Below are 23571 nucleotides of genomic sequence, written 5' to 3'. Positions count from 1 at the left end.
ATTAAGCTTTTCCAAATATAAGGAGTTAAAAATGAACAGCAGACCGCTTACAGGCACAATAGACGAAGAAGAAATCAGGATGCATCTTGAAACCGCAGAACCTGATCCGGTGCATATCCGTGAGATTCTCGCTCGCGGCAGGGAATTGTGCGGTCTCGATTCTTCCGAAATGGCTCTTCTTGCAGGAGTTCAGGACAAAGCTCTGCTCGAAGAACTCTTCGATGCTGCGCGAACTGTCAAGAATAAAATCTACGGCAGAAGAATCGTTCTGTTTGCACCTCTTTATGTCTCAAATATATGCAGAAACGAGTGCCTCTATTGCGGTTTCAGAGCTGGTAACCGGGAAATTGTCCGCAAAAAACTTTCCCTTCAGGAAATCGCGGATGAAGTGAAGATTCTGACTGCCAAAGGACACAAACGGCTTCTTCTTGTGGCAGGAGAAAATGACAGCAGTACAGAGCTGAAGTATATAACCGATGTAATAGAAACAATTTACAAGACCAGAACCGGCAAGGGAGAGATCCGTCGCGTAAATGTAAATATTGCACCTCTCTCGATTGAACAGTTTCGTGAACTTAAAAAAACAGGAATCGGGACATATCAGATTTTTCAGGAGACCTATCATCGTCAGACTTACAAATCGATGCACCTGTCCGGTAAAAAGGCCGATTATGACTGGCGGCTCGGTGCACCCGCACGCGCGATGCAGGCTGGGATTGATGATGTAGGTATAGGACCACTCTTTGGTCTTTACGACTGGAAATTTGAACTGCTTGCTCTTATGCAGCATATCAGGTCGCTTGAGCAGGAGTTCGGCGTTGGCCCGCATACTATCAGCGTTCCGCGTCTTGAGCCGGCATCGGGATCTGCTCTTTCGAAAGATCCACCGTACAAGGTATCCAATATTGACTTTACGAAAATTGTCGCAATCCTGCGGCTTGCAGTACCATATACAGGAATTATCATGTCGACCAGAGAGAGTCCGGAAATAAGAAATGCTTCACTGGCACTTGGCATTTCGCAGATATCGGCAGGGAGCTGTACGAATCCGGGTGGATACAGCCATTGTGAAACCGGAAAAGCTGATTCGCAGTTCAGTCTGTCGGATCACCGGGAACTCGATGAGGTAATCGCCGATATTTCACAGATGGGTTACATTCCTTCGTTCTGCACAGGATGCTACCGTTTGGGACGTACCGGTAATGATTTCATGGACCTGGCCAGACCCGGTGATATCCGGATGCATTGTGATCCGAATGCAGTCTCTACCTTTCAGGAGTACCTGGAGGATTTCGCGTCAGAAAATACCCGCACCATTGGCATGAAAGCGATAGATATGTTTTGTGAATCGATGGAGCCGAAGGCGCGAGAGCGTGCTTTAAAAATGGCAGCAGCAGTCCGGGCCGGGAAACGGGATGTTTACTGCTGATGATCGTTTGACTAAAGGAGAATTGATGATCCAGACATCGCCAAAAACATTCAGACTTCACATTGGGTTATTCGGGCGGAGAAATGCGGGGAAGTCCAGTATTCTCAATGCTGTTACCAGTCAGAACATCTCAATTGTTTCTGATATAGCAGGAACGACAACTGATCCTGTTGAAAAGCCCATGGAACTCCTTCCTCTCGGGCCGGTTCAGTTCATTGACACCGCAGGAATAGATGATGAAGGGCTCCTCGGTCAAAAGCGTATCGCAAAAACACGAAGTGTTATCGATCGCACCGACCTTGCATTACTGGTTGTCTCCTGCAATCTGTGGAATGAGTTCGAGGAGAAACTGCTGGATGAGATACTCAGCCGTAAAATCCCTGTTATTACGGTTTTGAATAAAACCGATCTGGTTCCACCCGACCCTGACCTTGTCGATCTCCTGCAAAAAAAAGGCTGTGTTGCAGTATCGGTTTCCACTCAAACCGGAGAGGGTATCGACAAGCTGCGTCATGCCATCATAGAATCAGCACCCGATAACTTTGTAAACCGTCCTGTGATTCTCGCCGATTTAGTGGGCCCTGGTGAGTGCGCTGTCCTGGTGGTACCTATTGACAAGGAAGCACCTAAAGGCAGACTGATTCTGCCGCAGGTACAAAGTATCAGGGATCTCCTGGATAATCAATGCATCTCTGTTGTAACCGGTATCTCCAATCTTCCAAAGATACTGGTCAACCCGGGTTTAAAGCCCAAACTTGTGGTAACTGATTCCCAGGCTTTCAAAGAAGTAGCACAGATCACTCCAAAAAATATAGCGCTGACCTCGTTTTCCATTCTCTTTGCCCGGTTTCAGGGTGATTTGCAGACACTGGCAAACGGAGCGGCTGCAATTGACAATCTCAGACCCGGCGACCGCATTCTTATAGCCGAAGCCTGTTCACATCATCCTGTAGAGGATGATATCGGAACTGTCAAAATCCCCAGATGGCTGACAGAAAAGGTTGGCGGCCATCTTGATTTTTCATTTACAAGAGGGCATGATTTTCCCGATGATCCCGGCAAATACAAACTGATCATACACTGTGGAGCCTGCATGTGGAACCGACGCACCATGCTCAGCAGGATTGAAAAGTGCTCGAGGGCAAAAGTTCCAATCACAAACTACGGCCTTGCAATTGCAAAGTCACTTGGTATCCTGGAACGAGCCCTTGCTCCGTTTCCACAGGTGACAACCACAACAGAACCGGTGGTCTGAATGGATAATTTTATCTCCCTGCTGGAACAGGAAAACCTGAGTATCAACCAAATAGTCAGGATTCTCTCATGCAGTACCGATGAAGATATTGAGGCACTTCGGTTCCAGGCAGAAAAAGTTACTTTTAAAACAGTTTCCCCGGCCGTTTATTTTCGCGGGCTGATCGAACTGTCAAATATATGCAGTCTTGACTGCTACTACTGTGGAATCCGCAGGAGTAACAGAAATATCCGGCGGTACACATTAAGTCGTGATGAAGTGCTGCAGGCTGCCATGGAATGTATAGAAATGGGTTATGGGAGCATTGTGCTGCAGTCTGGCGAACGCACCGATGATGCGTTTGTCGACTACATCGTAGATCTTATTTGTGCTATCAAAACGCTCTCACGCTCTGAACGGCTCCCCGAAGGACTCGCAATTACTTTAAGTATTGGTGAACAGTCTGAAAAAGACCTCAAGCGTTTTTTTAAAGCGGGGGCGCACAGGTATCTATTGCGGATCGAGACAAGTGATCCTGATCTGTTCGCCAGAATCCATCCGGTAGATCAATCTTTCGAGAAGCGCCTCTCGTGCCTGCGTTCACTCCGGGAAATCGGATTCATGGTGGGAACCGGAGTTATGATTGGCCTGCCGGGTCAGACTCTTGAAATGCTTGCCCGGGATATTCTTTTTTTCAGAGATGAAAAAGTTGACATGATCGGAATGGGACCTTACATAGTACAACCCGATACACCTCTTGCAAATACCCATGTCTTCACAAAAGAGTTCCTGTTTCGTTTATCACTTAATATGATAGCCGTAACCCGTCTGATCTGCCCTGCTGTCAACATAGCATCGACAACTGCGCTTGAGACCCTGCATCCTGAAGGCAGACTGATGGGTATTGCACATGGGGCTAATGTGGTAATGCCATGCCACACCCCGCTCAGCAAAAGCTGCGATTATAATCTCTATAAAGGAAAATCGAGGCTGAACCGGGATAATGGTGATTCATGGAAGAAATTTCTTGGATCAGTTAAATCTCTGGGACGCATTCCTTCTTTTCACGCATGGGGCGATTCTCTCCATTTCATGAAGAGAGCCGGCAAACGAACTTGTCCTGTGCATTCGGAGTAATTTCTGGATCTTTTCAAAATTAATGCGGGAGTACTGTTTACAAATAGAGCAGTACTTCCGCCTGTTTTCAAGAATCAGATTATCTGGAAAATTTCATGTATCTGACAAGAAATGTTGCAACTATCAGCAATACACCTGCAACCAGGTAAGAGAAATTGTATGAGCCGGTCTTATCCACAACAAGACCTCCGAGTACCCACAATACCTGCAATTCCCCATCCTGTAAATACCAGACCATAGTTTACACCAAGATTTTTCACTCCGAAATAATCGGCAGTTATCGATGGGAAAAGTGCAAACAATGAACCATAAGCCAGGCCTGCATCAGAAGCTCCGATTATAAGTAAAGGAATTGTGGTATAGAAGGGGAAAAGGAACATGTTGATGGCTTGAATGACAAAGACGATTAACAACACGACTGTGCGGCCAACCTTGTCAGAAAGTCTTCTGAATTCCATACAGTTTCAGAAAATAAGCTGTCAGCGGAGCGATTATAACTGGCGCCAGGCCGACTCCTGAAACAACGATTCCTGAAATCAGGCCTTTTTTTTGAAGACTCAAACCATTTTATAGCACAGGGTGTTGCCGCTGAATACCCCAGCCCGATTCCGCCCATTACTCCAAAAGTAAACACCATCGCTACAGGATTGGTAGCAAACCCGGAAAGTATAAGGCCCCCTCCAAACATAAAACCCCCGAAAAGGGCAACAATTCTTGGTCCAAATTTATCCTGAGCCCTCCCTGCAAACACCATCATAAAAGCGAATATGGCTGCTGAAAAAGTATAAGGAAGAGAGGATACTGTATTTGACCATCCCCAGTCAGTTACCAGCGCTTTTTTGAAAACGCTCCAGGCGTAAAGCAGACCAAGAAGAAGATTAATTCCAAGAGCTGCACGTAATTATCCAGCCGGTTGTCTGTCTCGTTTTTTCCATGCAGATAAAACTCTTTCTGTAAAAAATGATTATGGATTTGTTGATTAACAGACAAAAGTATAATACCTGTTTTCTTAATAAGTCAACTGTGTTTTTTGGGGGAGGGGGATCGGTTCTCAGGGCTTTAACAAAGATGAAAGTTTTTCCATAGGATTCGATGACCTGATCGGGTAAATAACAGACAATCAGGGAATTTTCACAAGGAAGAGTTTTTTCCAGTTCTTACCTGTGATATAGAACAGCCCTGATGATTTAACAAATGCTATCCCGTTGAGTACACTTTCCTCCGAGGTAGGATTCTCTATAGCCACAAGCTCTCTGCAGTCGATTAGTTTTGTAACTTGTCCGTCAGACGGAGAAATCTCGAAGATAAAATCGCTGTGCCAGACGTTCGCCAGTACTTTCCCGGTTACATACTCCAGCTCATTGAGATCCTTCACCGGAACCCCGTCTTTCTTTACAGCTACTTTCCTGACTATACTCATATCAGGATTACGGAAATAAAGTGTATCGGAGCCATTACTCATTATAAGATGCGAGGAGTCCGATGTCAGACCCCACCCCTCCCCGGTATAGGGAAGATTCCCGGCAACCCGGAGTGAGGGATCATAGAGGATGCAGACCTGTTCCCGCCATGTCAACTGGTAGAGCACATCCTCGAAAAACGCACACCCTTCCGCAAAAGCGCCTGGAACTTTTCTTGACTTAAGAATAGTTCCGACAGTATCCAGAATCCTTATGCTTGACTGGCCGTACAGACCCGTACTTTCATAAAGTCTCCCCTCTCTCCAGAGCAACCCCTGAGTAAATGCTGAAGGATCATGAGGGTATATTTTGACTATGGACGGCTTTACAGTTTTTACAGATATTGAAGGCAAACCTCCGGATTCCCCTGTGCTTGGTAACAGGAGCAAGACAGTACTGATCATGATACACAATCTGGTCATAATCCTGCGCCCAGAGAAAAGTAATACCTCTTCCTTAAAAACTCATAGCTGAAGCCTGCACTGAAGCGCTGGTTGAAAGTGTAAGATTTTATATGTCCCAGTTCCAGACTGAAACTTATAAAATGCCCCACAGCCGCGCTGGGTGTATATGAGGGATCTTTAAGAATTTCTCTTGTAAAAACAGAAAGTGAATCAAAGAACTGACCATTAGTATAGATCTGGAAATCGTATCCGAAACTACCATACATGGCATCAAAGTAGTAGACACTTCCCTTGTTGATATCACGTGCCAGAGGCAGCACTATGCTGATTCCCGTTTTTGAACTGTAGTACGTTTTTGACTGATCATCAAGAATGCCGTTCCAATCAAGAACCTCCCTGTTGGCGTAATTGACCATCTCATAATTTGAAAGCTGAAGTGATCCATACCTGCCAAGAGGGAAACCATGGTAAAAGTTGATTCCGGCAACCAGTCCGTTCGGTACAGTAACTACCGTATCGCCTTCCGGGTGAATATAATAAGAAGGTCTGAAATCAGGCCCCCCAATTATGGAAAGCTGCGTAATGTCTCTGCCATTGTATTGCATATCCTCATTAACATACCCGCTTCTTTTCCACTCCACCACAACAGGAATGCTTCCGGCAAGAAGCCCCGCGGGTACATTGACCACACATTCAGGAGCGATACCTGCTTCAAGATCCCTTGCAAGCTGCCACTTCAAATAACCTGCTGCATTAATGAAAGCAGGCATAAACATCTGCATCTGAGCACCTAATTCCAACCCCAGAGTCGCAGAAGTGGCTCTGTTTTCCCAGCCCACATCTGTAAATATCACAGGAACCGCACCGGAGCGTACACTGCCGCTTTCTTCATCCTCCGCACTTGTGGCCTCTAAATAATTCACATCATTTCTCATTCCGGAATATCTTCTGACACGCTCCTTTACAGGCTCAGTAATTCTGCTTTTCAGTTCATGAAACCTGTTCTTCTGAACAATTTCTTTCTCCGGAATTGAAAAACTGTTATACTGAATTCCTTCTCTATCATTGTAAAGCCTTCCAAAGACACCCATACCGGCACTCGACCATCGCGTACTCTTTTCAAGTGCATCGGACTGTACTTTTGATATAAATCCACCGAAGAGGAATTCGGTTATATCAGGTTCTGAACGATACTGTCCTGTCATGAGACTGCTTGTTTTGTATACTTGACCGGCAATTCTCATTTCCCTCTGCGGTCTGAGCTTATAGGGGTGGTATGGAGATGCATCAATAACGACTTTACCTTTGGGAGCAGGAAGCGGCTGAAAAGAGCATCCTGACCCGGAAACAGAATCAACAGGAACGGCATCCGGCTTCAGCTTTGCGATTGAAAACCCGGACGCGCTGTAACTGGAAAAGATGATCTGTTTGTCGGGGGTTCCGAAGGGTGAAAAAGCTCCCCCTGTGCTTTTACTGTGGCACAACAGATCTGTCCCATCGGGGAGTACCGAGTAAATCTGGAATGTGCCATCGAAATCAGCGCTGAAATAGATTCTCCCATCCTCTGCCCAGTGAGGCGCCTCTTCCTGGGCTGTTCCAGGGGTAACAGCAGAGAATTCACTATTTCCCAGATTCATTCTGAAAATCCTGGATTTTCCGTTTACAATTTTGCTCACTGCCAGCATCAATGGATCGGACGGATTGAAAGAGAGATGCATAAAAGGCTCACCTGATATACCAGGGCTAATATTCCGGAATTCTCCACTGGAGAGGTCAAACATATCCAGACTGAATACACTGTTACTGTATCTGACACATGCTATGCCCTTTCCATCGGGCGAGGCGGAGACAGAGTAGACACGAGCATCCTTTGTAAGCCTTTTTTCCCTTCCACTGTCCAGATTGTAGCTGTAAATGTCATTGTAGAACGATCCGTTGCGGTTTGGACTACGCGATTTGATGTAAAAAATCTCTTTTGAATCTGAGGAAAAACAGAATGAACTGTGCGCATAAGGGATTCGTTTCAGTTTGGTTGCCTGATCGAAAGAACCGAATAAAAGATCGGTCCTGGAGCCGTCATCTTTATCACTTGTCAACCACCCCCAGATTTTCCCATCCGGAGAGACTTGTGGCAGCAGGTTATACCTGCCGCGGTTCCAGATAGTTTTCACCTCCGGAGAAACATAGTCAACCTGATCAGAATAAAACATCTTGAGACTGTCTGCCCATTCCCTGTAGAGTTGATTAAGGGAATATCCGGTACGGCTGGAGAAAAGAGAATTAAGATTAGTTTTCATTGACGATCCAATTTTAAAGATCGTCCTCAGCGCTTCTGCACCGGTTTTCATCTGAATATGCTTGCAGAACGAGAACCCCTGATTATAGACCATCTCCGAACCAAGCGCATCATGATTAAAATGCCCCATCTCCTCCAGTGTAAGAAGCTTCCCCTCAAGAGCCGCACACCTTAAAACCATCTCTCTGCGTGAATCCCAGCAATCATGGCCCATCTGCTCTGTCTCAATCTGTGCGATCCCCTCGGTAAGCCATGCGGGATAAAGTGAGATACTCCCGAAGTATGTCCCGGCAGTGATCCTTTCATCGGGAGTTTCAAGTCTGAAATCAGCAGAAATTCCAAAAAGCTTCTTTTTAGATTCCAAGCTGATAATGTGTGCCATCTCATGGGTGATCACATTACGAAGCCATGTGGTGCTGCTTCGCAGATCAAACCGGCTGTCTGGAACCCAGATCACAATATTTGCTTCTGTCCACCCAGCCATCCCATTACTGTAGTCATCGTAATCCGCAAGAGTGATGTTGATACGATCCTTTAAAACGTATCCATAATATTGAATCAGAGCCTGATAAGTCTCCTCCGCGATTTTCCAGGTCGCGTATACAACCGGCTCTGTGGCATCATAAAAGTTTATTCGGAAATGCTCAGTTGATACAGATTTCCATTCAATTTCAGGATGATTGAAAGCAGATGCCAAAGAAAAGAACGTCAGAATAAAAAAGCAAAATCTCATAACCACTCATTTCAAAGCCTGAGCTTACGGCTTATGCCCTCAGTGCAGCAGTGAAAACAAATCAGAAGCAAACTGCTCAATAATAGAAATTGATTCCGAACCCGACTCCCAGGGCAGGGAACAGTATCTCCTGGTCAAGCGAATCTTCGGAAGCCAAACCGAAATCGAACTCATCAAAATCAAATTCAGTTGAATACCTCAACCAATTAAACAGGATATCAAGATTGAACCCTACATGTTTACCAGCCATAATTTCGATTCCACCCTTGAAACCTAAACTGGTCCAGAAGTCGAAATCGGTCGCATACTCATCCACATAGGGGTAATCCCCTTCTAATACATAGGTATAGTGAGTTATCGGCATGCAAAAATCCAAATTTATCCCAATATTGAGCTTAAGTGGAAACCATCTTTTTACAAAGGCAAATCCGGTGTGAACAGATGGCACGTAATAATAGATATTCAAATCCCTCTCAACCCATTCATAGTCCAGGTATCCGGAACGGCTGTATTCCTCATGTGCGAACATGAAAGTCGGCCCCACAAAAACATTGAAATACGGTCCCGCCTTTATCTTGAAATTCAACATGAATTTAGTCGCAGGAAAATAATCTGTATATACATCTTTGCCGAATCGATCATAATACTCTTCACCGTCAACAGGAACAAGCAGAATAATGCTGTCGCTGAATTCGCCATCAACAATGTGTCTCACTTGTCCGTATACCTCAAAGTGAATCCCTATGCCACTTCTGTTACGGTTCTTTTCCGCTCTCTCGTTTATCCCGACACTTTTGGCCTCATCCTTTTTCTGTTCCACAGGTTTCTCAATCACAACGACTTCTTCCCTCACTGTATCGGCAGCACTATCCTGTGGTGGTTCAGGTGTAACTTCCTCTTCGGGAACTGCAGCAGGGGCAAGAGAATCTTTAGATGACACAAGCTGTCTTGCGATATCCGGCAGATGATCGACAAGCTCCTCGATATCACCCTTGATATCAACCGATACCACTTTTACAATCTTTGCTGTCTGCACATCGATAGCCCTGACATTGATCATAAACATCGATCCCAGTTTACCGAGCGACCCGATGACAAGTGTCTGTACTCCAAGCATCTGCCCCATTTCCACAAGACAGGCATCATCAGTGCAGACGCCTGAATGCTGAAACCCCTGCTCTTTAAGGATTTCCTGCATTTCTGAACGTTCCATAACATTCACTTTTCCTGTATTGAACATCTCGGTCCTCAGCCGGTCAGTGATCAGTTCACACTCTCCACCAGTGACGCCAGATCCTGGTTTCAGGTTAACAACTGCAAAATTGGTCTTTTGGGTAACACCCGCCTCCTGAGCAGAAACGACCGCAGTGAGAAAGCACAGAAGCATAACAGCAGTCAGAATTCTTTTTGGCATAACACTTCCTTCATGAACAATTCACCGGGTTAAAAGCAGATTTGAATAAATATATCTGATTTCAAGTATGAAAGATCAATTTTATCACGATTTTCGATTGTGATCAAGGAATTGATGCAGTGGTTCAATTCACCCCGGAGATGATGTAGAGACAAAAGTTTTTTTGTCTCGGAGATGATTTGGTGCATGAATGAGATCTCCACTGCAAGGGAGCTTTTTGCTCTGGTTGGAGTCAGCCATTTCGGTTTTTCCTGTATCAATCTGGCCACTTATCTGGGAGTAAGTGGATCTGCGGTTTCAAAGATGATCTCCCGGAGTTGCAGGATACATGGTCTGGACTTTCTAAAAGAGATGGTTTGTACGTAGGCTACACTGTTCCATTGAAGTCATAAAGTGCGACACAGGTTAATATCCGTCCCCACCTGTTTATAAAAACTTCACTTTTCTTAACCTCTGGTTGAATTACTCCTGGGAATTTGGTCGTTCTATGCCCGGAGATTTTAGGAATTACTTGTGAAATTGGAAAAGATGGGGGGTAACGACTCAGGTTTGAGGTCTTGCGAGGCTAATTCAATAATTCACCTGCGAGGCGAACCAATGACAAAAGACAATGTCTCTAATTCACCTCTGAGGTGAACCAGAAGCCAACCCAAAGAGTAGAACTAAAACACACCCTTGTCAGGTGCCTTTTCAGCTCTCAGATATATACCCTTCCTCGGCAAAGGTCTCATTACGCTCCTCCTTCCAGGCCATCAATTGACGAGTACGGCTCGGATGTTTAAGCTTGCTGAGAGCCTTTGTCTCTATCTGGCGGACTCGCTCACGGGAAATATTGAATATCTCACCTATCTCTTTGAGAGTCTTGATCCGTCCATCATCGAGCCCGAATCTCATAGTCACAATCTCCCTCTCTTTTGGAGCAAGAGAATCGAGAACCTGCTTGATCTGATCCCTGAGATGCATCAGTGAGATGCGAAGTGATGGGTCTTCGGCACGAGTGTCTTCTATATACTCTCCCACAGTAGTGCCGCCCTCGTTTCCGATCTCCATGTCCAGTGAAATCGGTTCCATCGAATACTCAAGTGCCATCTGTACCTTGCTCACAGAGCAACCCAATGCCTCAGCAAGCTCCTCATGGCTGGGTTCATACCCGTATTCCATTACCCATTTTTTACAGAGCCTGACAGTCTTGTTTACAAGATCAAGAGTGTTGGCAGGGATCCTGATCGCTTTGGACTTATCGTTAATAGCCCTGGAGATCGCCTGACGGATCCACCAAGTAGCATAGGTAGAAAACTTGTAACCTTTCCGATAATCGAAGTTTTCAACCGCCTTTATCAGCCCCCGATTACCTTCCTGGATAAGGTCAATAATCTCCATTCCTCTCAAGATGTATTTCTTGGCTATACTTACCACGAGTCTGACGTTTGCCTCAATGATAGCACACTTGGCCTGGTTGCGCATATCCTCCCAGTGGGTAAACTCTTCCAACTGAGGATTGCTGTCGTTTTCTCTTAGCCGTCTTTTGTAGGTGTCAAGAACCAGCTCGACCTGTTTGGAATTCAGACGCAGCCGTCTGCACAAGGCAACTACATCGTCGAGCATGCTCTGAATCTTCTGCTTGATTTCTCCTTTTTTATCTCCGTTTTTGGAGATTTCCATCTTCAAAGCAGCTATACTACTCGTTTTCCTTTTAATCAGTGAGATGATCTTGAGAAATTCTTTTCGCAGGTTTTCGTAGTCCTCTTCACCCTCAAGCTGATCCTCATCTATCTGAAGGACATCAATACATTCCAGTTCATTATGTCTGAGTTCATCGGCAATTCTATACAGGCTCTCAAGGGAGCTTTCTCCCCGGAATGCCATGTCAAAGAGCTTCCCCTGGGCGTATTCCATCTGCATGGCATATTCTGTTTCCTGTCCGCGTGAAAGCAGAGGGACTCTTCCGACGCTGTTAAGATAAACCCAGGTAGGATCGGTGTAACGCGGTGAACGCCGGCTGGCAGTGATTCGCCTCGTACGTCTTTCGTAAAGAGGGATTTTTTCTTTGACGAAACTATTGATAGGGATATTTTCTGAGGAGAGAAACTGCTGAATCCGTTCCCTGTCCTGAGGACTTGAGGCAACCTCCTCGATTTGTGCCTCTGTGACAAACCCCTGCAGAGTGGCCAGCTTACGAAGTCTGACAGTTATGCGATCGCCTGGAACTTCCCTGACTTTACTGGGCTCTTTTTTCCTTATCATTATCCCCCGTCCAGATCCTTTAATTGCTTTGAATAATCCTGCAGTTGAGCAAGCAGTTCAGTACGCCTCTGTGGCTCGTCCTTCATTTGCAGCTTGACATTTCGGATCTGTGCTCTGAGAAACTTGGCGCGAAGGTGGATAATTTTCTGAACCATTTCCTCATGAATATGATCCTGTAAAGCCGGTTTCACGAGTAACAACGATACTAGGCGCTTAACTTCAGGGTCAGCTGTCCGATCCCCCAGACCGGCTAAACTCCCGCCCTGCTTCTTTGCCTCAAGTACCAATGAATATATATCACCGGAAACACCATCCGTAAGTGTTTCAGGAGCAACGTATTGCGATGCTTCATTGATAAGCTCCGGTTTAGTGAATAAGATCCGCAGAAAACTACCCTCCAGTGATGTCAAATACTCTTCATCACTGCTCAATATGCCGCTACGCCCTTCTGTGGAATTCTTCTTTGCTCCTTTAATAAAGCGGCTATATACAAGCTTCTCATCGATATTTAACCGCTCTGACAACTCCTTCTTGAAATTCTGTCTGACTATTGAATCGTTAATTGACTGCACCAGCGGCTCAAGTGCGGAAATCACCGCTGATTTACCTCTGGGAGTACTGGCATCATGCTCCTGCATCATCTTATCAATAATGAAATCGACCCAGTTGCGTGCCCCTTTGACAATTTCAAGAAACTTTTCTCCTCCGTACTTGCTCACATAGGAATCAGGGTCCTCATCATTGGGAAGCACCAGAATAGAGATATCCAGGTTAAAAGGCGCCAGAACAAAAACCGCCCTGATCGCTGCGGTTTGCCCCGCACTGTCTCCATCGAAAAGAAGCAGGACATTTGATGTGAAGCGCTGAAGCAAATGACCGTGTTCAGGAGTAAGAGCAGTTCCCGACACAGCAACCACATTGCGGATTCCCGCCTGATAAAGGATCAGATAGTCCATATACCCTTCGACTATCATGCAGTAGCCGTTTTCCTTTATTGCCAGCCTCGATTTGTGCAGGCCAAAAAGGAACTCTTTTTTCTTGTAAAGGGCAGTTTCCGGAGAATTCAGATATTTGGGAACAGCATTGGTCTCCATACCCCGGCCGGCAAACCCTATCACTTTTCCGGAGAGATCACAGAGAGAAAACATGATCCTGTCCCGGAACCGATCATATACTCCACCACCATCTTTCTGCAGTGCAAGACCGCAGGAGACAAGCTTTGATTCAGAAATCCCCTTACTGCGACAATGATTAACCAATGAGGACCATCCCGATTGTGCATACCCCAGATTGAAATCCCTGACAGTTTCAGCCTTGAGCATACGAGATTTGAAGTATTCCACGGCTTTGGGATTGAGGCGGATATTGTTGTAGAAAAATCTTGCGGCTATCTCATGTATAAGAAGCATCTCTGTTCTGGAAAGCTGAATGGCACTGTTCACTGATGATTGGGATGGAGTCTGGTACTGACGTAATTCGACACCAGTCTCCTGAGCGAGCATCTTTAGTGCCTCAGGAAAATCCAACCCCTCTATTTCCTGCAGAAACGTGAATACATCGCCGCCTTTGCCACAGCCAAAACAATGGAAATACCCTCTGGAGGGATTTACATGGAAGGAGGGAGTTTTCTCCTTGTGAAACGGGCACAACCCCTTCATTGTCTGCCCGGAAGGTTTCAGATTGACATACCGGCTGACAACAGCCACTATATCCGCTCTGGAACGGATTTCTTCCTTGATCGATTCATCAAACCGGATTGCCATAAAGAAGATACAAAAACTGAAAATTGAAACTGCCCAGTTCTCTCTGCCCCCAAGAAAATACTTTCAGTTTGGTTTATATGCTATCCCTGGCAGGGGTTCATTATTGCATCTCAGGGGTGACACAAAAAAATTAAGCGGTTAAATCACTTTCTCACCCCAGAGATGAAACAGTAACTTAACAGTTTAAACCAAACACAACCCCTAAGACCTGTCTGCAACATCCCCTATGTAAAAAACAAAAAAATTGTCCGTCCCCTGCCGGTTTCCACCCCATCACGATGTCAAAAGATAGGTTCACCAATTATTTTCTTTCCTGGATATAACCCTGACCACATCCCTGAAAAAGGAAGCATACCATGGTTTTCGGCAAATCATTCAATGTGCAGACAAAGGGCTTCTCCGACATCCGCGATATCACAGAAAAGGTGTTATCTGTAATATCTGAATCAAAAATCAAAGAGGGAGCAGCGGTGATTTTTGTCGTTGGATCAACCGCTTCGATCAGCACAATCGAGTATGAGCCTGCGCTGGTAGAGGATGTCAGGGACAAACTCGACGATCTGGTCTCAGAAAAAATGCACTCACGTCATTCACAAACCTGGGGAGATGACAATGGATTCTCTCATATCCGTGCGACACTGATGGGACCAGGAATAACGGTTCCTGTCAGTAGAGGACAATTGGTGCTGGGGACCTGGCAGCAGGTTGTGGTAATTGACCATGACAACCGTCCAAGAAACAGAACCATTTTTGTGCAGGTGATGGGTGAGTAGAGGCACTTATCTACCAGGTAAATGTTCCAAGTACCCATCCTGAGATAAACTCCCGGTAAATAGCCGCAGTGTGTGACATCTCACTTCCGGTTGTGTTTCCGACATCACGCAGAAAGCTCTGGAACTGCTCCTCTTCGAATTCAAATGGGTTGATACAGCAATGGAACTCATTGCCGGAGTAATTCCAGTAATCGGATATTTGCTTTGGTGCAGAGAAGGCAGTAAAGGGCAAATTGCCGTGAGCCGCCTTTGAAATCCATTCACTCATCGGATCATCCCCACGGCCGATATGATGGGTGTATCCGGGATGATCTTTCAGGACTTCATAATAACTCTTTGCCTGTTCAGGAGTAACTTTTGTATCCTTTTGACCATGGAAATGAAGCACCGGCTTTGTGGTATTTTTAATAAACTGGGGTCCATTAAAAGGTTCGGTATCGAGGAAAAAACCTCCAGGGAAACTTATTCCACTTGACATCTCCACAATATTTTCCGGAGAATCCAGTCCAGCTTCCAGAATTGTACCGGCAAAAGTATTTCTGTGCGCAGATGTCCCCGAGAGATAGCTTGCGGTAACAGCACCCATAGAGTATCCGTAAATTATTATTCTCGATGTATCGATGTCTTTTCTGCTTTTCAGATAAGTAGCAGCAGCATCGGCATCCATCTTGACACTTGCCCTAGTTGTCTCTCCTTTTGACAAACCATATCCCCTGTAAGAGAAGATGAAGACATTTGCGCCCATGCTCCAGAGTGAAACTGCGCGATACCAGTACTTGAACATACCGCCGCTGTTTCCATGTGTGTAAAGGAATGTGACATTCGACCCCGTAAGCGGGCAGGAATCAGCAGGCGCATTCCTGGGTGATGGCAGAAAACACCCATGGATATACTCTCTGTGGAGGCCGATATCACCCGGTTCGATAAGTTTTCCCTCGGGTGTGAGATAGATCTCTCTCTCGATTGAAGCTGAAGCTTCAGTGATCCATTCAGGAGAAGATGACCCGGCGTAAAGCAGAAGTCCGTGATATGAATCCTCGATTGACTCTTCTAGACCATTGGCAAAAAGGAAAAAGTCAATCTTGATACAACTGCACAGTGATAAAAAAAGAGGAACCAGAAACAAGCCGACTTTCTTCATGGTCAATTCCGTTTCCTGTCTGGAAGTGTGTAAGCCAGGCCGACAGCGATACCGATCGGTGCATGCTTCTCACGGACTGCCCCGTTTTCTTTCAGATAGATCCATTCTACCTGCGAACCGTCAAAGTTATAAAACAGATCATAAGCCGAGAACTTGATCCCGAAACTGATTCTCTTAGGGGTAATGAACTCGAGGCCCAGAAATGGTGATATCTGAAGGATATTTTCCTCTCCGGGACGGTAAAAATTGAATCCGGTAGCACATCCTGTAAAGATACTGATCCATTTATAGCGGTAAGATCCTGCGATATCGATTGACGGGAGCACAACGAGCCCATTTTTAAAATCTGTTATCCATTGTACCTCCAGGCTCAACCCCGCACTCCATCCCCGGTCAGGAGATGCGCTCTGAATGCCCACTCCCGGCTGCAGAGGAAACCAGTGACCCCCTGTAATCAAATCCAGAGCAATACCGGGAATTACAGGAGTGAGAAGGTTCAGATTAACCGAGAGATCCAGATCCTCTCTGAGACCATAACGACCTCCCAGAAAAAAATTGGGCATGGGAAGTACGGGCCCAAGGTTGGTCATCAGCGGACCACCAAATGAAAGCTCAAGCCCTGCCTTTCCTTTACCGATTGTCCTGGCTTGATTGACAGCGGTACAGGAAAAGGTCATCAGAGCAGCGATCACCAGAAGATAAGAACAGATTTTTTTTCCGGTGAAGATTTGTGAAGCATTTGTGGTTGCTGTCATTTTCCTTCAGGTTAAGGGTCGGCTTGATTTGCTGCAGCTATCAGATAAGATGTTAAGATAATAAAATGATGTGCCATAGAGTATTTTCATCTTCACCCCGTTCATTGTTGGCCGGGCAGAGTAAATTGCATTTTCCTGGAGAGAACATAGCTTTTTCTGTATCCTGAAGTATCCTTCTATGAATTTACCACCCTCTCTTCCGACTAAAAAGAAGATTGCCGCTGCCTTCAGCAGCAAGGCCGGAACATACAACCAATTCGCCTCTGTACAAAAAGAATTGCTGCAATCAGTCAGAAACAGAATTATCAAATGCCAATTAGCGGAAATGTGGGTAGATCTTGGGTGTGGAACCGGAATACTTGAAGAGATGCTCCTGGATAAAGATCAGAATTTCCATATTACAGGTGTTGATCTCTCCCGAAATTCTCTTTCAATTCTGACAGGGAAAAAAATTCCAGGAATTTTTCCGGTTCAGGCTGATATCGAAAAGCTTCCCTTAAAAAAGGGTTGTTTTACGGGAGCAATAGTCTGCTCAGTCCTGCAATGGCTCGATACCAGTATCCCTGTGCTTAAAGGCATTTCAGGACTGCTAACCAGGAATGGGAAACTGGTGTTTTCTGTATTTACAGATGGTTGCTTTAAGGAATTGACAGAGATCCGCAGACATTTCGGCCTCTCTGTTCCTGTAAGGTTGAGCAGTCCGGATAATTTCTCGGAGCAACTGAGAGAAAGCGGCTTCACCCTCCTGGAATATGAAATCTACCATTGCGTTAAATATTTTCCCAGTGCCATGGATCTCCTCCGGAGCCTAAGTTCTACAGGAAGCACAGCTGTAAACGGACGACGTATGTCCAGAAGTGAACTACAGAGGTTCTGCAGATACTATGAGGACATTTTCAGTACACCTCATGGAATCCCGCTCACTTATCAGGCAATGATCGGGACTTCTGTAAAAAAGGAACAGACATGAATCAAAACGGTTTTTTTGTTACCGGAACCGATACAGGAATCGGCAAGACTTTTATCAGTAAATTACTGGCAGACACGTTCTCAACGATACAGGCAGTTACCTACATGAAACCAGTTCAGACCGGATGTGAGGTTGACAGCAGCGGGAATCTCATTTCTCCGGATCTTGAGTATGTTATCTCAGGTGGAGCCAGATTGACAGGTACATACAATCAGCATATCCCTTACATGTACCGTCAGGCCTGCTCGCCTCATCTTGCCGCATCTTTGAACTCAGACATTATCTCTCCGCAAAAAATACTGAAATACTTCGAGGAAATCTCCAGGCCTGATACCATGGTGATAGTAGAAGGAGCGGGTGGATTGATGGTTCCTCTTGGAGAAACTTTCTATATGCTTGATCTGATAAATCTCATGGGGCTTCCGGTTATCCTAGTCACCTCTCCTCACCTTGGGACACTCAACCACACATTTCTTTCTATAAAAGCGCTGAGACAGAGTGGAGCATCTCTGGCAGCAGTAGTACTCAACAATTGCCGCAACGAGCCGGAAACAATTATTTATCAGGACAACAGAAGAATTATCGGGGAGTATATCAAACCCGTCGATTTATTGGAGGTAAAACATGGAAGCAGCCAATGCGAGCAAATCCTTCAGTTCTGCTCCCGGAACCGGGGATGAATTCGACCGGATCTGGATGCCATTTACATATTATCAGGATACTCTCGATTGCCCGCCAGTTGTGATTGAGAGAGGATCTGGTATTTATCTTTTTGATAATAATGGGCGGGGATATATCGATGCGATCGGGTCATGGTGGGTGAGCATTTTCGGTCATTGTCATCCGGTCATCAACGCATCCATCAAAGACCAGCTTGAAAAAATCGAACATGTGCTTATGGCCGGGTTCATTTCGGAACCTGCCCTGCGCCTCTCTCAAAAGTTAGGAAGTATCCTTCCGGAGAAAACAAGCAGAATTTTCTATTCCGATGATGGTTCAACGGCGGTCGAAGTGGCACTGAAAGTTGCACTCCAATATCACAACCTGAAAGGACAGAACAGAACCCTTTTTGTTGCTCTTGACGGGGGTTACCATGGTGACACTCTGGGCGCAATGTCTGTCGGCTCGATCCCGCAATACCACACTGTTTTCCATAACTCCTTTAAAAAACAGGTCTTCGCCGATTCACCCTACTGCTACCGCTGTCCTGCAGGTTGCAATCCGGATACATGTAACGCTGAGTGCATGAACTCTCTGGAGCGGATTTTCCAGGAGAAAAACGGGGAGATTGCCGGATGCATTTTCGAACCCATGGTTCAGGGAGCTGCAGGGATGCGCATCTACCCTCAGAAAGTCCTCACAAGAATATTTGATCTGTGTAGGGAATACAACATCCTGACTATAGCTGATGAGGTGGCGATGGGTATGGGACGAACAGGAAAAATGTTTGCGTGTGATCATGCCGGAAGAGTCCCGGATATAATGTGCCTGGCAAAAGGACTGACAGGCGGATATCTGCCGCTTTCCGCAACAATAGTAAAGGATTTTATCTTCAATGAGTTCAGCGGAGACTTCCGCTCCGGAAAGATTTTCAATCACGGCCACTCCTTTACCGGAAATCCCCTTGCCGCAGCAGCAGCCTGCGCCTCTATCGATCTTATCACAACCTACAATATCCCTGATTCTCTTCATGGCACAACCGAGCAGTTTGCAGCGAAGCTGAAGGAGTTTCTTGACTACGAGGTAGTCGGCGATGTGCGATCTCTGGGTATGGTAGGCGCTATTGAGCTTGTGAAAAACAAGGCAACAAAGGAAAAACTCCCGCCTGATTCCCGCTTTACCTATAAGCTCTCGCTCAAGGCCCGGGAATTCGGGTTGCTTATAAGACCTTTAGGCGATGTCATCTATTTCATGCCCCCATTTACTATCACCAATGATCAGATGGACAACATGCTGTTTCTTACCCATAAGGCACTGAAGGAAACGATTAATGCGGAACTCTCCCATTTATAATAGAATAGAGAAATCTCTCTCCGAAAGAGTGGCTTTGCACCGCATGCGCTCTATCCCTCCTTTCAGGAGGGATTCAGGAGTGATAGATCTTTCCACAAACAGCTATCTTGATCTGCAAAATGACAAAAGCATCCGTAAAGAGGCACTGAAACTGGCCGATAACCGCATCCACGGCAATCTCTCCTCAAGGCTTGTATCGGAACAGTCGGAGCTATATTCCGAACTGGAAAAAGAGATTGTCTCCTGGAAAGGAAGCGAGGCAGCACTGTTATTCAATTCAGGTTACTGCACCAATACCGGAATTCTCCAGGCACTGTGTACGAGGGATACAGAGGTCTTCTGTGACCGTCTCAATCATGCATCAATTTACGATGGTATCGCTCTTTCCAGATGCAAACTGAACCGCTATCGTCACTGCGATATGGCTGACCTGGAAAAAAGGCTTTCCTCTTCATCTTCAAAAGAAAAACTCATAGTCACAGATTCAGTTTTCAGCATGGATGGAGACAGGGCTCCTCTGGGAGATATCTGTTCTCTTGCACGTAAATACAACTGTGCTGTAATGCTAGATGAAGCCCATGCAGTGGGAATTTTCGGCAGAGAGGGACGTGGGCTTGCCGATGAAGAGGGTGTCGGGGATGAAATTGATGTTTTTGTAGGTACACTGAGTAAAGCAGTGGCTGGTCTGGGCGGATATTTCGCAGGTTCATCCCTGATACGTGATTTTCTGATCAATTTCAGCAGAAGCTTTATCTACTCAACAGCTCTCCCCCACCATGTACTTGCATTCAACTTAGCTGCGATAAGAAAAATCAGAAACGGCGAAATCAATGGAAAAAACCTCCTTGAAAAAGCCGATTTCTTCAGAGCATCCTTGAATAAAATGGGTTTCTCCTCCCTCAACAGTTCAACCCAGATCGTTCCCTGTATTACCGGGAACGAGAATGATGCACTTGATTTACGCAGCTTTCTTAAAACCAAAGGCATAATCGCCCCGGCGATCAGGCCTCCCACGGTTCCGGAATCTACAGCCCGTATCCGCTTCTCAATCCACCTCGGACTTGACAACGATCAGCTCGATTATGTTCTGCGCCATATTTACGAGTGGAAAACGAGACATGAAAACAGATAACATGGTCTGGACAGTTCTGGGCGGATGGGCGGTTCCTCCTGCTGTATTGGAAAGTATCTTCGGAAAAAACTCCAATTACATCGACATCAACCCTCTTATTCCCTCTCTGTTTGACAAAGGAACTCTTGTTCCGGACTGGATACAGCGTCTTAAAAATATCCTGGAACCCCGGCTGTCTATGCCTCTTTATCTTGCAGGATGGTCAACAGGGGCAATACTATCCCTATCCCTGGCATCTGTGCTCAACCCGGTGATACTGGTACTTCTCTCCGCCACTCACACCTTCTGCAGAAAAGACAATTTCCGTTTCGGTACCAGAAGGTCGGTACTGGAATCGATGAGAACCTCTCTGGCAGTCGACAGGGAAAACGTGCTTAAAGGATTTTACGCCCGTTGCGGCATGGACGGAAAGTTACATTCTGTTCCATATACGACCGCAGAACTCGAAGCGGGATTACGATTCCTGGAACAAGCGGCTTTTTCCACTGATTATTTGCTGACTCTGGGAAGTCTTCCTTTCCAGAAATTAATTTTCCATGGTTCCAGGGATATGATAATTCCCTGTGAGGCCGGAGAGTATCTCTGCCGCGCGATAGACGGCAGTTTTCATAAGTACGACGGGCCTCATCTCTTTTTTGACAAATATCACAAGGAAATTAAATCGGCAATAGATACAACCGTCTGAAGAGAGGATATCCTAATGCAGTCAATATTTCTCAGAGCATCTGAGCTTTTCGAGAAATCAATCAGTTCAGGTATTGACAGAATTGATATGGAAGAGATTCTCAACTGGCCTGTTGACCAGATATCGGTGCTTTTTGCCTGTGCGGATCAGGTGAGACGCCATTTCCATGGAAATACGGTTGACCCATGTTCACTGATGAACATAAAGGCAGGCGGATGCCCGGAAGACTGTGCGTTTTGCGCACAATCAGATCACAACCACACATCGGTAACAATCAGCGGACTGGCTGATCCTGAAAAGATAAAGGAGAACCTGGAAAATGCCCGCAGGCATAATCTTCCTTTCTGTGTGGTTTCAAGCGGACGGAGACTATCAAGGAATGAGATTGAAATAATCACCGGTGCCCTGAAAGACTGTCAGGGAGAGAAACACGCCTCCCTTGGAATACTTGACTATGAAGAATTCGTGATGCTGCGTGATGCCGGTGTGTCATGTTACAACCACAATATAGAGACCTGCCGCTCATTTTTCCCTGAAATTGTTTCCACACACACATGGGAACACAGAGTGGAAACTGTCAAAAACGCCAAAAAGGCTGGAATGAAAGTCTGCTGCGGAGGGATTCTGGGACTTGGTGAGAGCAGAGAGCAGCGTATCGAATTCTGTGAGGAGATTCGTTCACTTGACATAGATACTGTTCCGCTCAACTTTTACATTCCTGTAAAAGGAACCGGAATCTCTGCCCCGAAGGAATCGTCCTTTGAACTCCTGAAGATTGTTTCCCTCTTCCGTCTGGCTATGCCTCAAAGGACAATCAAGGTCTGCGGAGGAAGAGAGTATCACCTCGGACCTCTTCAGAGCCTCATTTTCTTTTCAGGCGCAAACGGATATATCTCCGGTGGGTATCTTACCACATCCGGAGCAGGAATCAATACTGATGATCTGATGCTCCAGAAGCTGGAACTGGTGAAGAGAGAAGCAAGCTGAGACTTTTTCAGTAGACAGGATGGGAGCTAAAAAGATGCGCTCATCAGGATGTGTCTTTTGCAGTATTATTTCAGGTAAAGAGACGGCAGCCGTAGTGTACGAGGATGACTTCGTTTTTGCATTTCTTGATAAAAGACCCCTTTTCCCGGGACACACACTGCTTCTTCCCAGAAACCACATCTCCGAAATGGAAGATCTTTCTCCTCATGAAACCGGGCATCTGTTCAATGCTGCCCGGCTGTTAACAATTGCCGTAAAAAAAGCAATCCAGGCACAGGGAACTTTTGTTGCTGTAAACAACAAAGTTTCCCAGAGTGTTCCACATCTCCACATTCATATTGTCCCCCGCAATAAAGGTGATGGTTTGAGAGGGTTTTTCTGGCCCAGAAAAAAATACCAGTCATTTCAGGAGATGGGTGAGATAGCAGCGAGGATTTCCGAGGAGATGAGAAAATTCAGGGATTCTCAGTAACTTACTGCGCCCACTTTATTGACAAAAACATTGATTTACAATAGCAAGGTAGTGTCGAGTTCCATTTAACCATACTATTCGTTTGTCAGGCATTGTTGGAACATCAGTCAAAATAGAGTTTTCCACTCAGAATTGGACAAAATTCCAAATCATTATCTTTTTAGCTTTACATAGATGAATTGAGAATTAAGCTGTCTGAATTCAGCCATTTTGTAAAATCTTCTCAATTGTCTCATAGTTAAAACCAGTAATCTCCTGGATCGATTGCAGACTCATTCCTTTCTGAACCATCTGCCTGACAATTTCCCGCTCTTTTTCTAGCCTCCCTTCCTCTCGTCCTTCCTCACGTCCTTCCTCACGCCCTTCCTCACGCCCTTCCTCTCGATATCTATCTGCTATCGTTTTTCATAACCGCCTCACCATGTTTATACTCTCTTTCGACTACCTCACTGAACTGATCCATCAATTCATCGCTGATAACCGATTCCAGATAGGTTATTACCACATGCAGGTAATTGTATTCTTCACT

Annotated in this window: 20 protein-coding genes and 1 pseudogene; 12 read left to right on the top strand and 9 right to left on the bottom strand. The window is 45.7% G+C overall.

Annotation, left to right across the window (positions count from 1 at the left end):
• The first annotated feature begins 31 nt into the window (after positions 1–31).
• From hydG to hydE, 3 genes are read left to right on the top strand one after another with little or no spacing between them, the layout of a single operon-like run.
• Positions 32–1429: a [FeFe] hydrogenase H-cluster radical SAM maturase HydG gene (gene hydG, locus GX089_07415; protein ID NLP02305.1), complete on the top strand. Its 1398-nt coding sequence runs from the start codon at positions 32–34 to the stop codon at positions 1427–1429.
• Between the two features lie 28 nt (positions 1430–1457).
• Positions 1458–2684 carry a [FeFe] hydrogenase H-cluster maturation GTPase HydF gene (hydF, locus tag GX089_07410; protein ID NLP02304.1) on the top strand — a complete coding sequence of 409 codons (1227 nt, stop codon included), beginning with the start codon at positions 1458–1460 and terminating at the stop codon, positions 2682–2684.
• Complete coding sequence (gene hydE, locus GX089_07405; protein ID NLP02303.1) at positions 2685–3800, top strand: [FeFe] hydrogenase H-cluster radical SAM maturase HydE; 1116 nt, start codon at positions 2685–2687, stop codon at positions 3798–3800.
• Positions 3801–3879: 79 nt separating this feature from the next.
• Here the strand turns inward: hydE and GX089_07400 are convergent.
• The 4 genes and pseudogenes from GX089_07400 to GX089_07385 form a co-directional block, all read right to left on the bottom strand.
• Positions 3880–4735: pseudogene (locus GX089_07400) on the bottom strand (OFA family MFS transporter).
• Between the two features lie 185 nt (positions 4736–4920).
• Positions 4921–5613, bottom strand: a complete 693-nt coding sequence (locus GX089_07395) for a glutaminyl-peptide cyclotransferase (protein ID NLP02302.1) — start codon at positions 5611–5613, stop codon at positions 4921–4923.
• Between the two features lie 65 nt (positions 5614–5678).
• Complete coding sequence (locus GX089_07390; GenBank protein NLP02301.1) at positions 5679–8693, bottom strand: hypothetical protein; 3015 nt, start codon at positions 8691–8693, stop codon at positions 5679–5681.
• Between the two features lie 76 nt (positions 8694–8769).
• The gene (locus GX089_07385; protein ID NLP02300.1) at positions 8770–10107 is read right to left on the bottom strand and encodes a DUF2380 domain-containing protein; all 1338 of its coding nucleotides are present in this window, start codon (positions 10105–10107) and stop codon (positions 8770–8772) included.
• Positions 10108–10293: 186 nt separating this feature from the next.
• On the opposite strand from GX089_07385, the gene GX089_07380 reads away from it, so the two are divergent.
• On the top strand, positions 10294–10473 hold the full coding sequence (locus tag GX089_07380; GenBank protein ID NLP02299.1) for a hypothetical protein: 180 nt from the start codon (positions 10294–10296) through the stop codon (positions 10471–10473).
• 324 nt (positions 10474–10797) lie between these two features.
• Here the strand turns inward: GX089_07380 and GX089_07375 are convergent, their stop codons facing one another.
• Positions 10798–12351 carry a sigma-70 family RNA polymerase sigma factor gene (locus GX089_07375; protein NLP02298.1) on the bottom strand — a complete coding sequence of 518 codons (1554 nt, stop codon included), beginning with the start codon at positions 12349–12351 and terminating at the stop codon, positions 10798–10800.
• The gene (locus GX089_07370; GenBank protein NLP02297.1) at positions 12351–14114 is read right to left on the bottom strand and encodes a DNA primase; all 1764 of its coding nucleotides are present in this window, start codon (positions 14112–14114) and stop codon (positions 12351–12353) included. Before GX089_07370 ends, GX089_07375 begins: the two co-directional genes overlap by 1 nt.
• 356 nt (positions 14115–14470) lie before the next feature.
• Between GX089_07370 and GX089_07365 the strand changes: the two genes are divergently transcribed.
• Positions 14471–14887 carry a YjbQ family protein gene (locus GX089_07365; GenBank protein ID NLP02296.1) on the top strand — a complete coding sequence of 139 codons (417 nt, stop codon included), beginning with the start codon at positions 14471–14473 and terminating at the stop codon, positions 14885–14887.
• A 10-nt stretch (positions 14888–14897) separates the two neighbouring features.
• Here GX089_07365 and GX089_07360 read toward each other — a convergent pair whose 3' ends face one another.
• Positions 14898–16028 carry an alpha/beta hydrolase gene (locus tag GX089_07360; GenBank protein ID NLP02295.1) on the bottom strand — a complete coding sequence of 377 codons (1131 nt, stop codon included), beginning with the start codon at positions 16026–16028 and terminating at the stop codon, positions 14898–14900.
• A 2-nt stretch (positions 16029–16030) separates the two neighbouring features.
• Positions 16031–16783 carry a hypothetical protein gene (locus GX089_07355; GenBank protein ID NLP02294.1) on the bottom strand — a complete coding sequence of 251 codons (753 nt, stop codon included), beginning with the start codon at positions 16781–16783 and terminating at the stop codon, positions 16031–16033.
• A 178-nt stretch (positions 16784–16961) separates the two neighbouring features.
• Between GX089_07355 and GX089_07350 the strand changes: the two genes are divergently transcribed.
• The 7 genes from GX089_07350 to GX089_07320 are packed head-to-tail and all read left to right on the top strand — an operon-like array spanning position 16962 to position 23042.
• Positions 16962–17753 carry a methyltransferase domain-containing protein gene (locus tag GX089_07350; GenBank protein NLP02293.1) on the top strand — a complete coding sequence of 264 codons (792 nt, stop codon included), beginning with the start codon at positions 16962–16964 and terminating at the stop codon, positions 17751–17753.
• Positions 17750–18433 carry a dethiobiotin synthase gene (bioD, locus tag GX089_07345; GenBank protein ID NLP02292.1) on the top strand — a complete coding sequence of 228 codons (684 nt, stop codon included), beginning with the start codon at positions 17750–17752 and terminating at the stop codon, positions 18431–18433. The genes GX089_07350 and bioD overlap by 4 nt, the downstream gene beginning before the upstream one ends.
• Positions 18378–19766 carry an adenosylmethionine--8-amino-7-oxononanoate transaminase gene (gene bioA, locus GX089_07340; protein NLP02291.1) on the top strand — a complete coding sequence of 463 codons (1389 nt, stop codon included), beginning with the start codon at positions 18378–18380 and terminating at the stop codon, positions 19764–19766. Before bioD ends, bioA begins: the two co-directional genes overlap by 56 nt.
• Positions 19744–20898, top strand: a complete 1155-nt coding sequence (locus tag GX089_07335) for an 8-amino-7-oxononanoate synthase (protein ID NLP02290.1) — start codon at positions 19744–19746, stop codon at positions 20896–20898. Before bioA ends, GX089_07335 begins: the two co-directional genes overlap by 23 nt.
• Complete coding sequence (locus GX089_07330) at positions 20885–21583, top strand: hypothetical protein (GenBank protein ID NLP02289.1); 699 nt, start codon at positions 20885–20887, stop codon at positions 21581–21583. The genes GX089_07335 and GX089_07330 overlap by 14 nt, the downstream gene beginning before the upstream one ends.
• 15 nt (positions 21584–21598) lie before the next feature.
• Positions 21599–22570, top strand: a complete 972-nt coding sequence (bioB, locus tag GX089_07325; protein ID NLP02288.1) for a biotin synthase BioB — start codon at positions 21599–21601, stop codon at positions 22568–22570.
• A 19-nt stretch (positions 22571–22589) separates the two neighbouring features.
• On the top strand, positions 22590–23042 hold the full coding sequence (locus tag GX089_07320) for an HIT family protein (protein ID NLP02287.1): 453 nt from the start codon (positions 22590–22592) through the stop codon (positions 23040–23042).
• Positions 23043–23430: 388 nt separating this feature from the next.
• Here GX089_07320 and GX089_07315 read toward each other — a convergent pair.
• Positions 23431–23571, bottom strand: a 141-nt coding sequence (locus GX089_07315; GenBank protein NLP02286.1) for a hypothetical protein, incomplete at its 5' end; no start/stop codon positions are given.

The organism is Fibrobacter sp., assembly GCA_012523595.1.
Taxonomy (GTDB): Bacteria; Fibrobacterota; Chitinivibrionia; order Chitinivibrionales; family Chitinispirillaceae; genus JAAYIG01.
This window is presented reverse-complemented; position numbering and strand designations above follow the sequence as displayed.

Coding starts and splice junctions, on each gene's coding strand:
- GX089_07365 (NLP02296.1), top strand. CDS start 14,471: ATGGTTTTCGGCAAATCATTCAATGTGCAGACAAAGGGCTTCTCCGAC.
- GX089_07360 (NLP02295.1), bottom strand. CDS start 16,028: ATGAAGAAAGTCGGCTTGTTTCTGGTTCCTCTTTTTTTATCACTGTGC.
- GX089_07375 (NLP02298.1), bottom strand. CDS start 12,351: ATGATAAGGAAAAAAGAGCCCAGTAAAGTCAGGGAAGTTCCAGGCGAT.
- GX089_07320 (NLP02287.1), top strand. CDS start 22,590: ATGGGAGCTAAAAAGATGCGCTCATCAGGATGTGTCTTTTGCAGTATT.
- GX089_07370 (NLP02297.1), bottom strand. CDS start 14,114: ATGGCAATCCGGTTTGATGAATCGATCAAGGAAGAAATCCGTTCCAGA.
- hydE (NLP02303.1), top strand. CDS start 2,685: ATGGATAATTTTATCTCCCTGCTGGAACAGGAAAACCTGAGTATCAAC.
- GX089_07355 (NLP02294.1), bottom strand. CDS start 16,783: ATGACAGCAACCACAAATGCTTCACAAATCTTCACCGGAAAAAAAATC.
- GX089_07350 (NLP02293.1), top strand. CDS start 16,962: ATGAATTTACCACCCTCTCTTCCGACTAAAAAGAAGATTGCCGCTGCC.
- hydG (NLP02305.1), top strand. CDS start 32: ATGAACAGCAGACCGCTTACAGGCACAATAGACGAAGAAGAAATCAGG.
- GX089_07390 (NLP02301.1), bottom strand. CDS start 8,693: ATGAGATTTTGCTTTTTTATTCTGACGTTCTTTTCTTTGGCATCTGCT.
- GX089_07385 (NLP02300.1), bottom strand. CDS start 10,107: ATGCCAAAAAGAATTCTGACTGCTGTTATGCTTCTGTGCTTTCTCACT.
- GX089_07330 (NLP02289.1), top strand. CDS start 20,885: ATGAAAACAGATAACATGGTCTGGACAGTTCTGGGCGGATGGGCGGTT.
- bioB (NLP02288.1), top strand. CDS start 21,599: ATGCAGTCAATATTTCTCAGAGCATCTGAGCTTTTCGAGAAATCAATC.
- GX089_07380 (NLP02299.1), top strand. CDS start 10,294: ATGAATGAGATCTCCACTGCAAGGGAGCTTTTTGCTCTGGTTGGAGTC.
- bioD (NLP02292.1), top strand. CDS start 17,750: ATGAATCAAAACGGTTTTTTTGTTACCGGAACCGATACAGGAATCGGC.
- GX089_07335 (NLP02290.1), top strand. CDS start 19,744: ATGCGGAACTCTCCCATTTATAATAGAATAGAGAAATCTCTCTCCGAA.
- bioA (NLP02291.1), top strand. CDS start 18,378: ATGGAAGCAGCCAATGCGAGCAAATCCTTCAGTTCTGCTCCCGGAACC.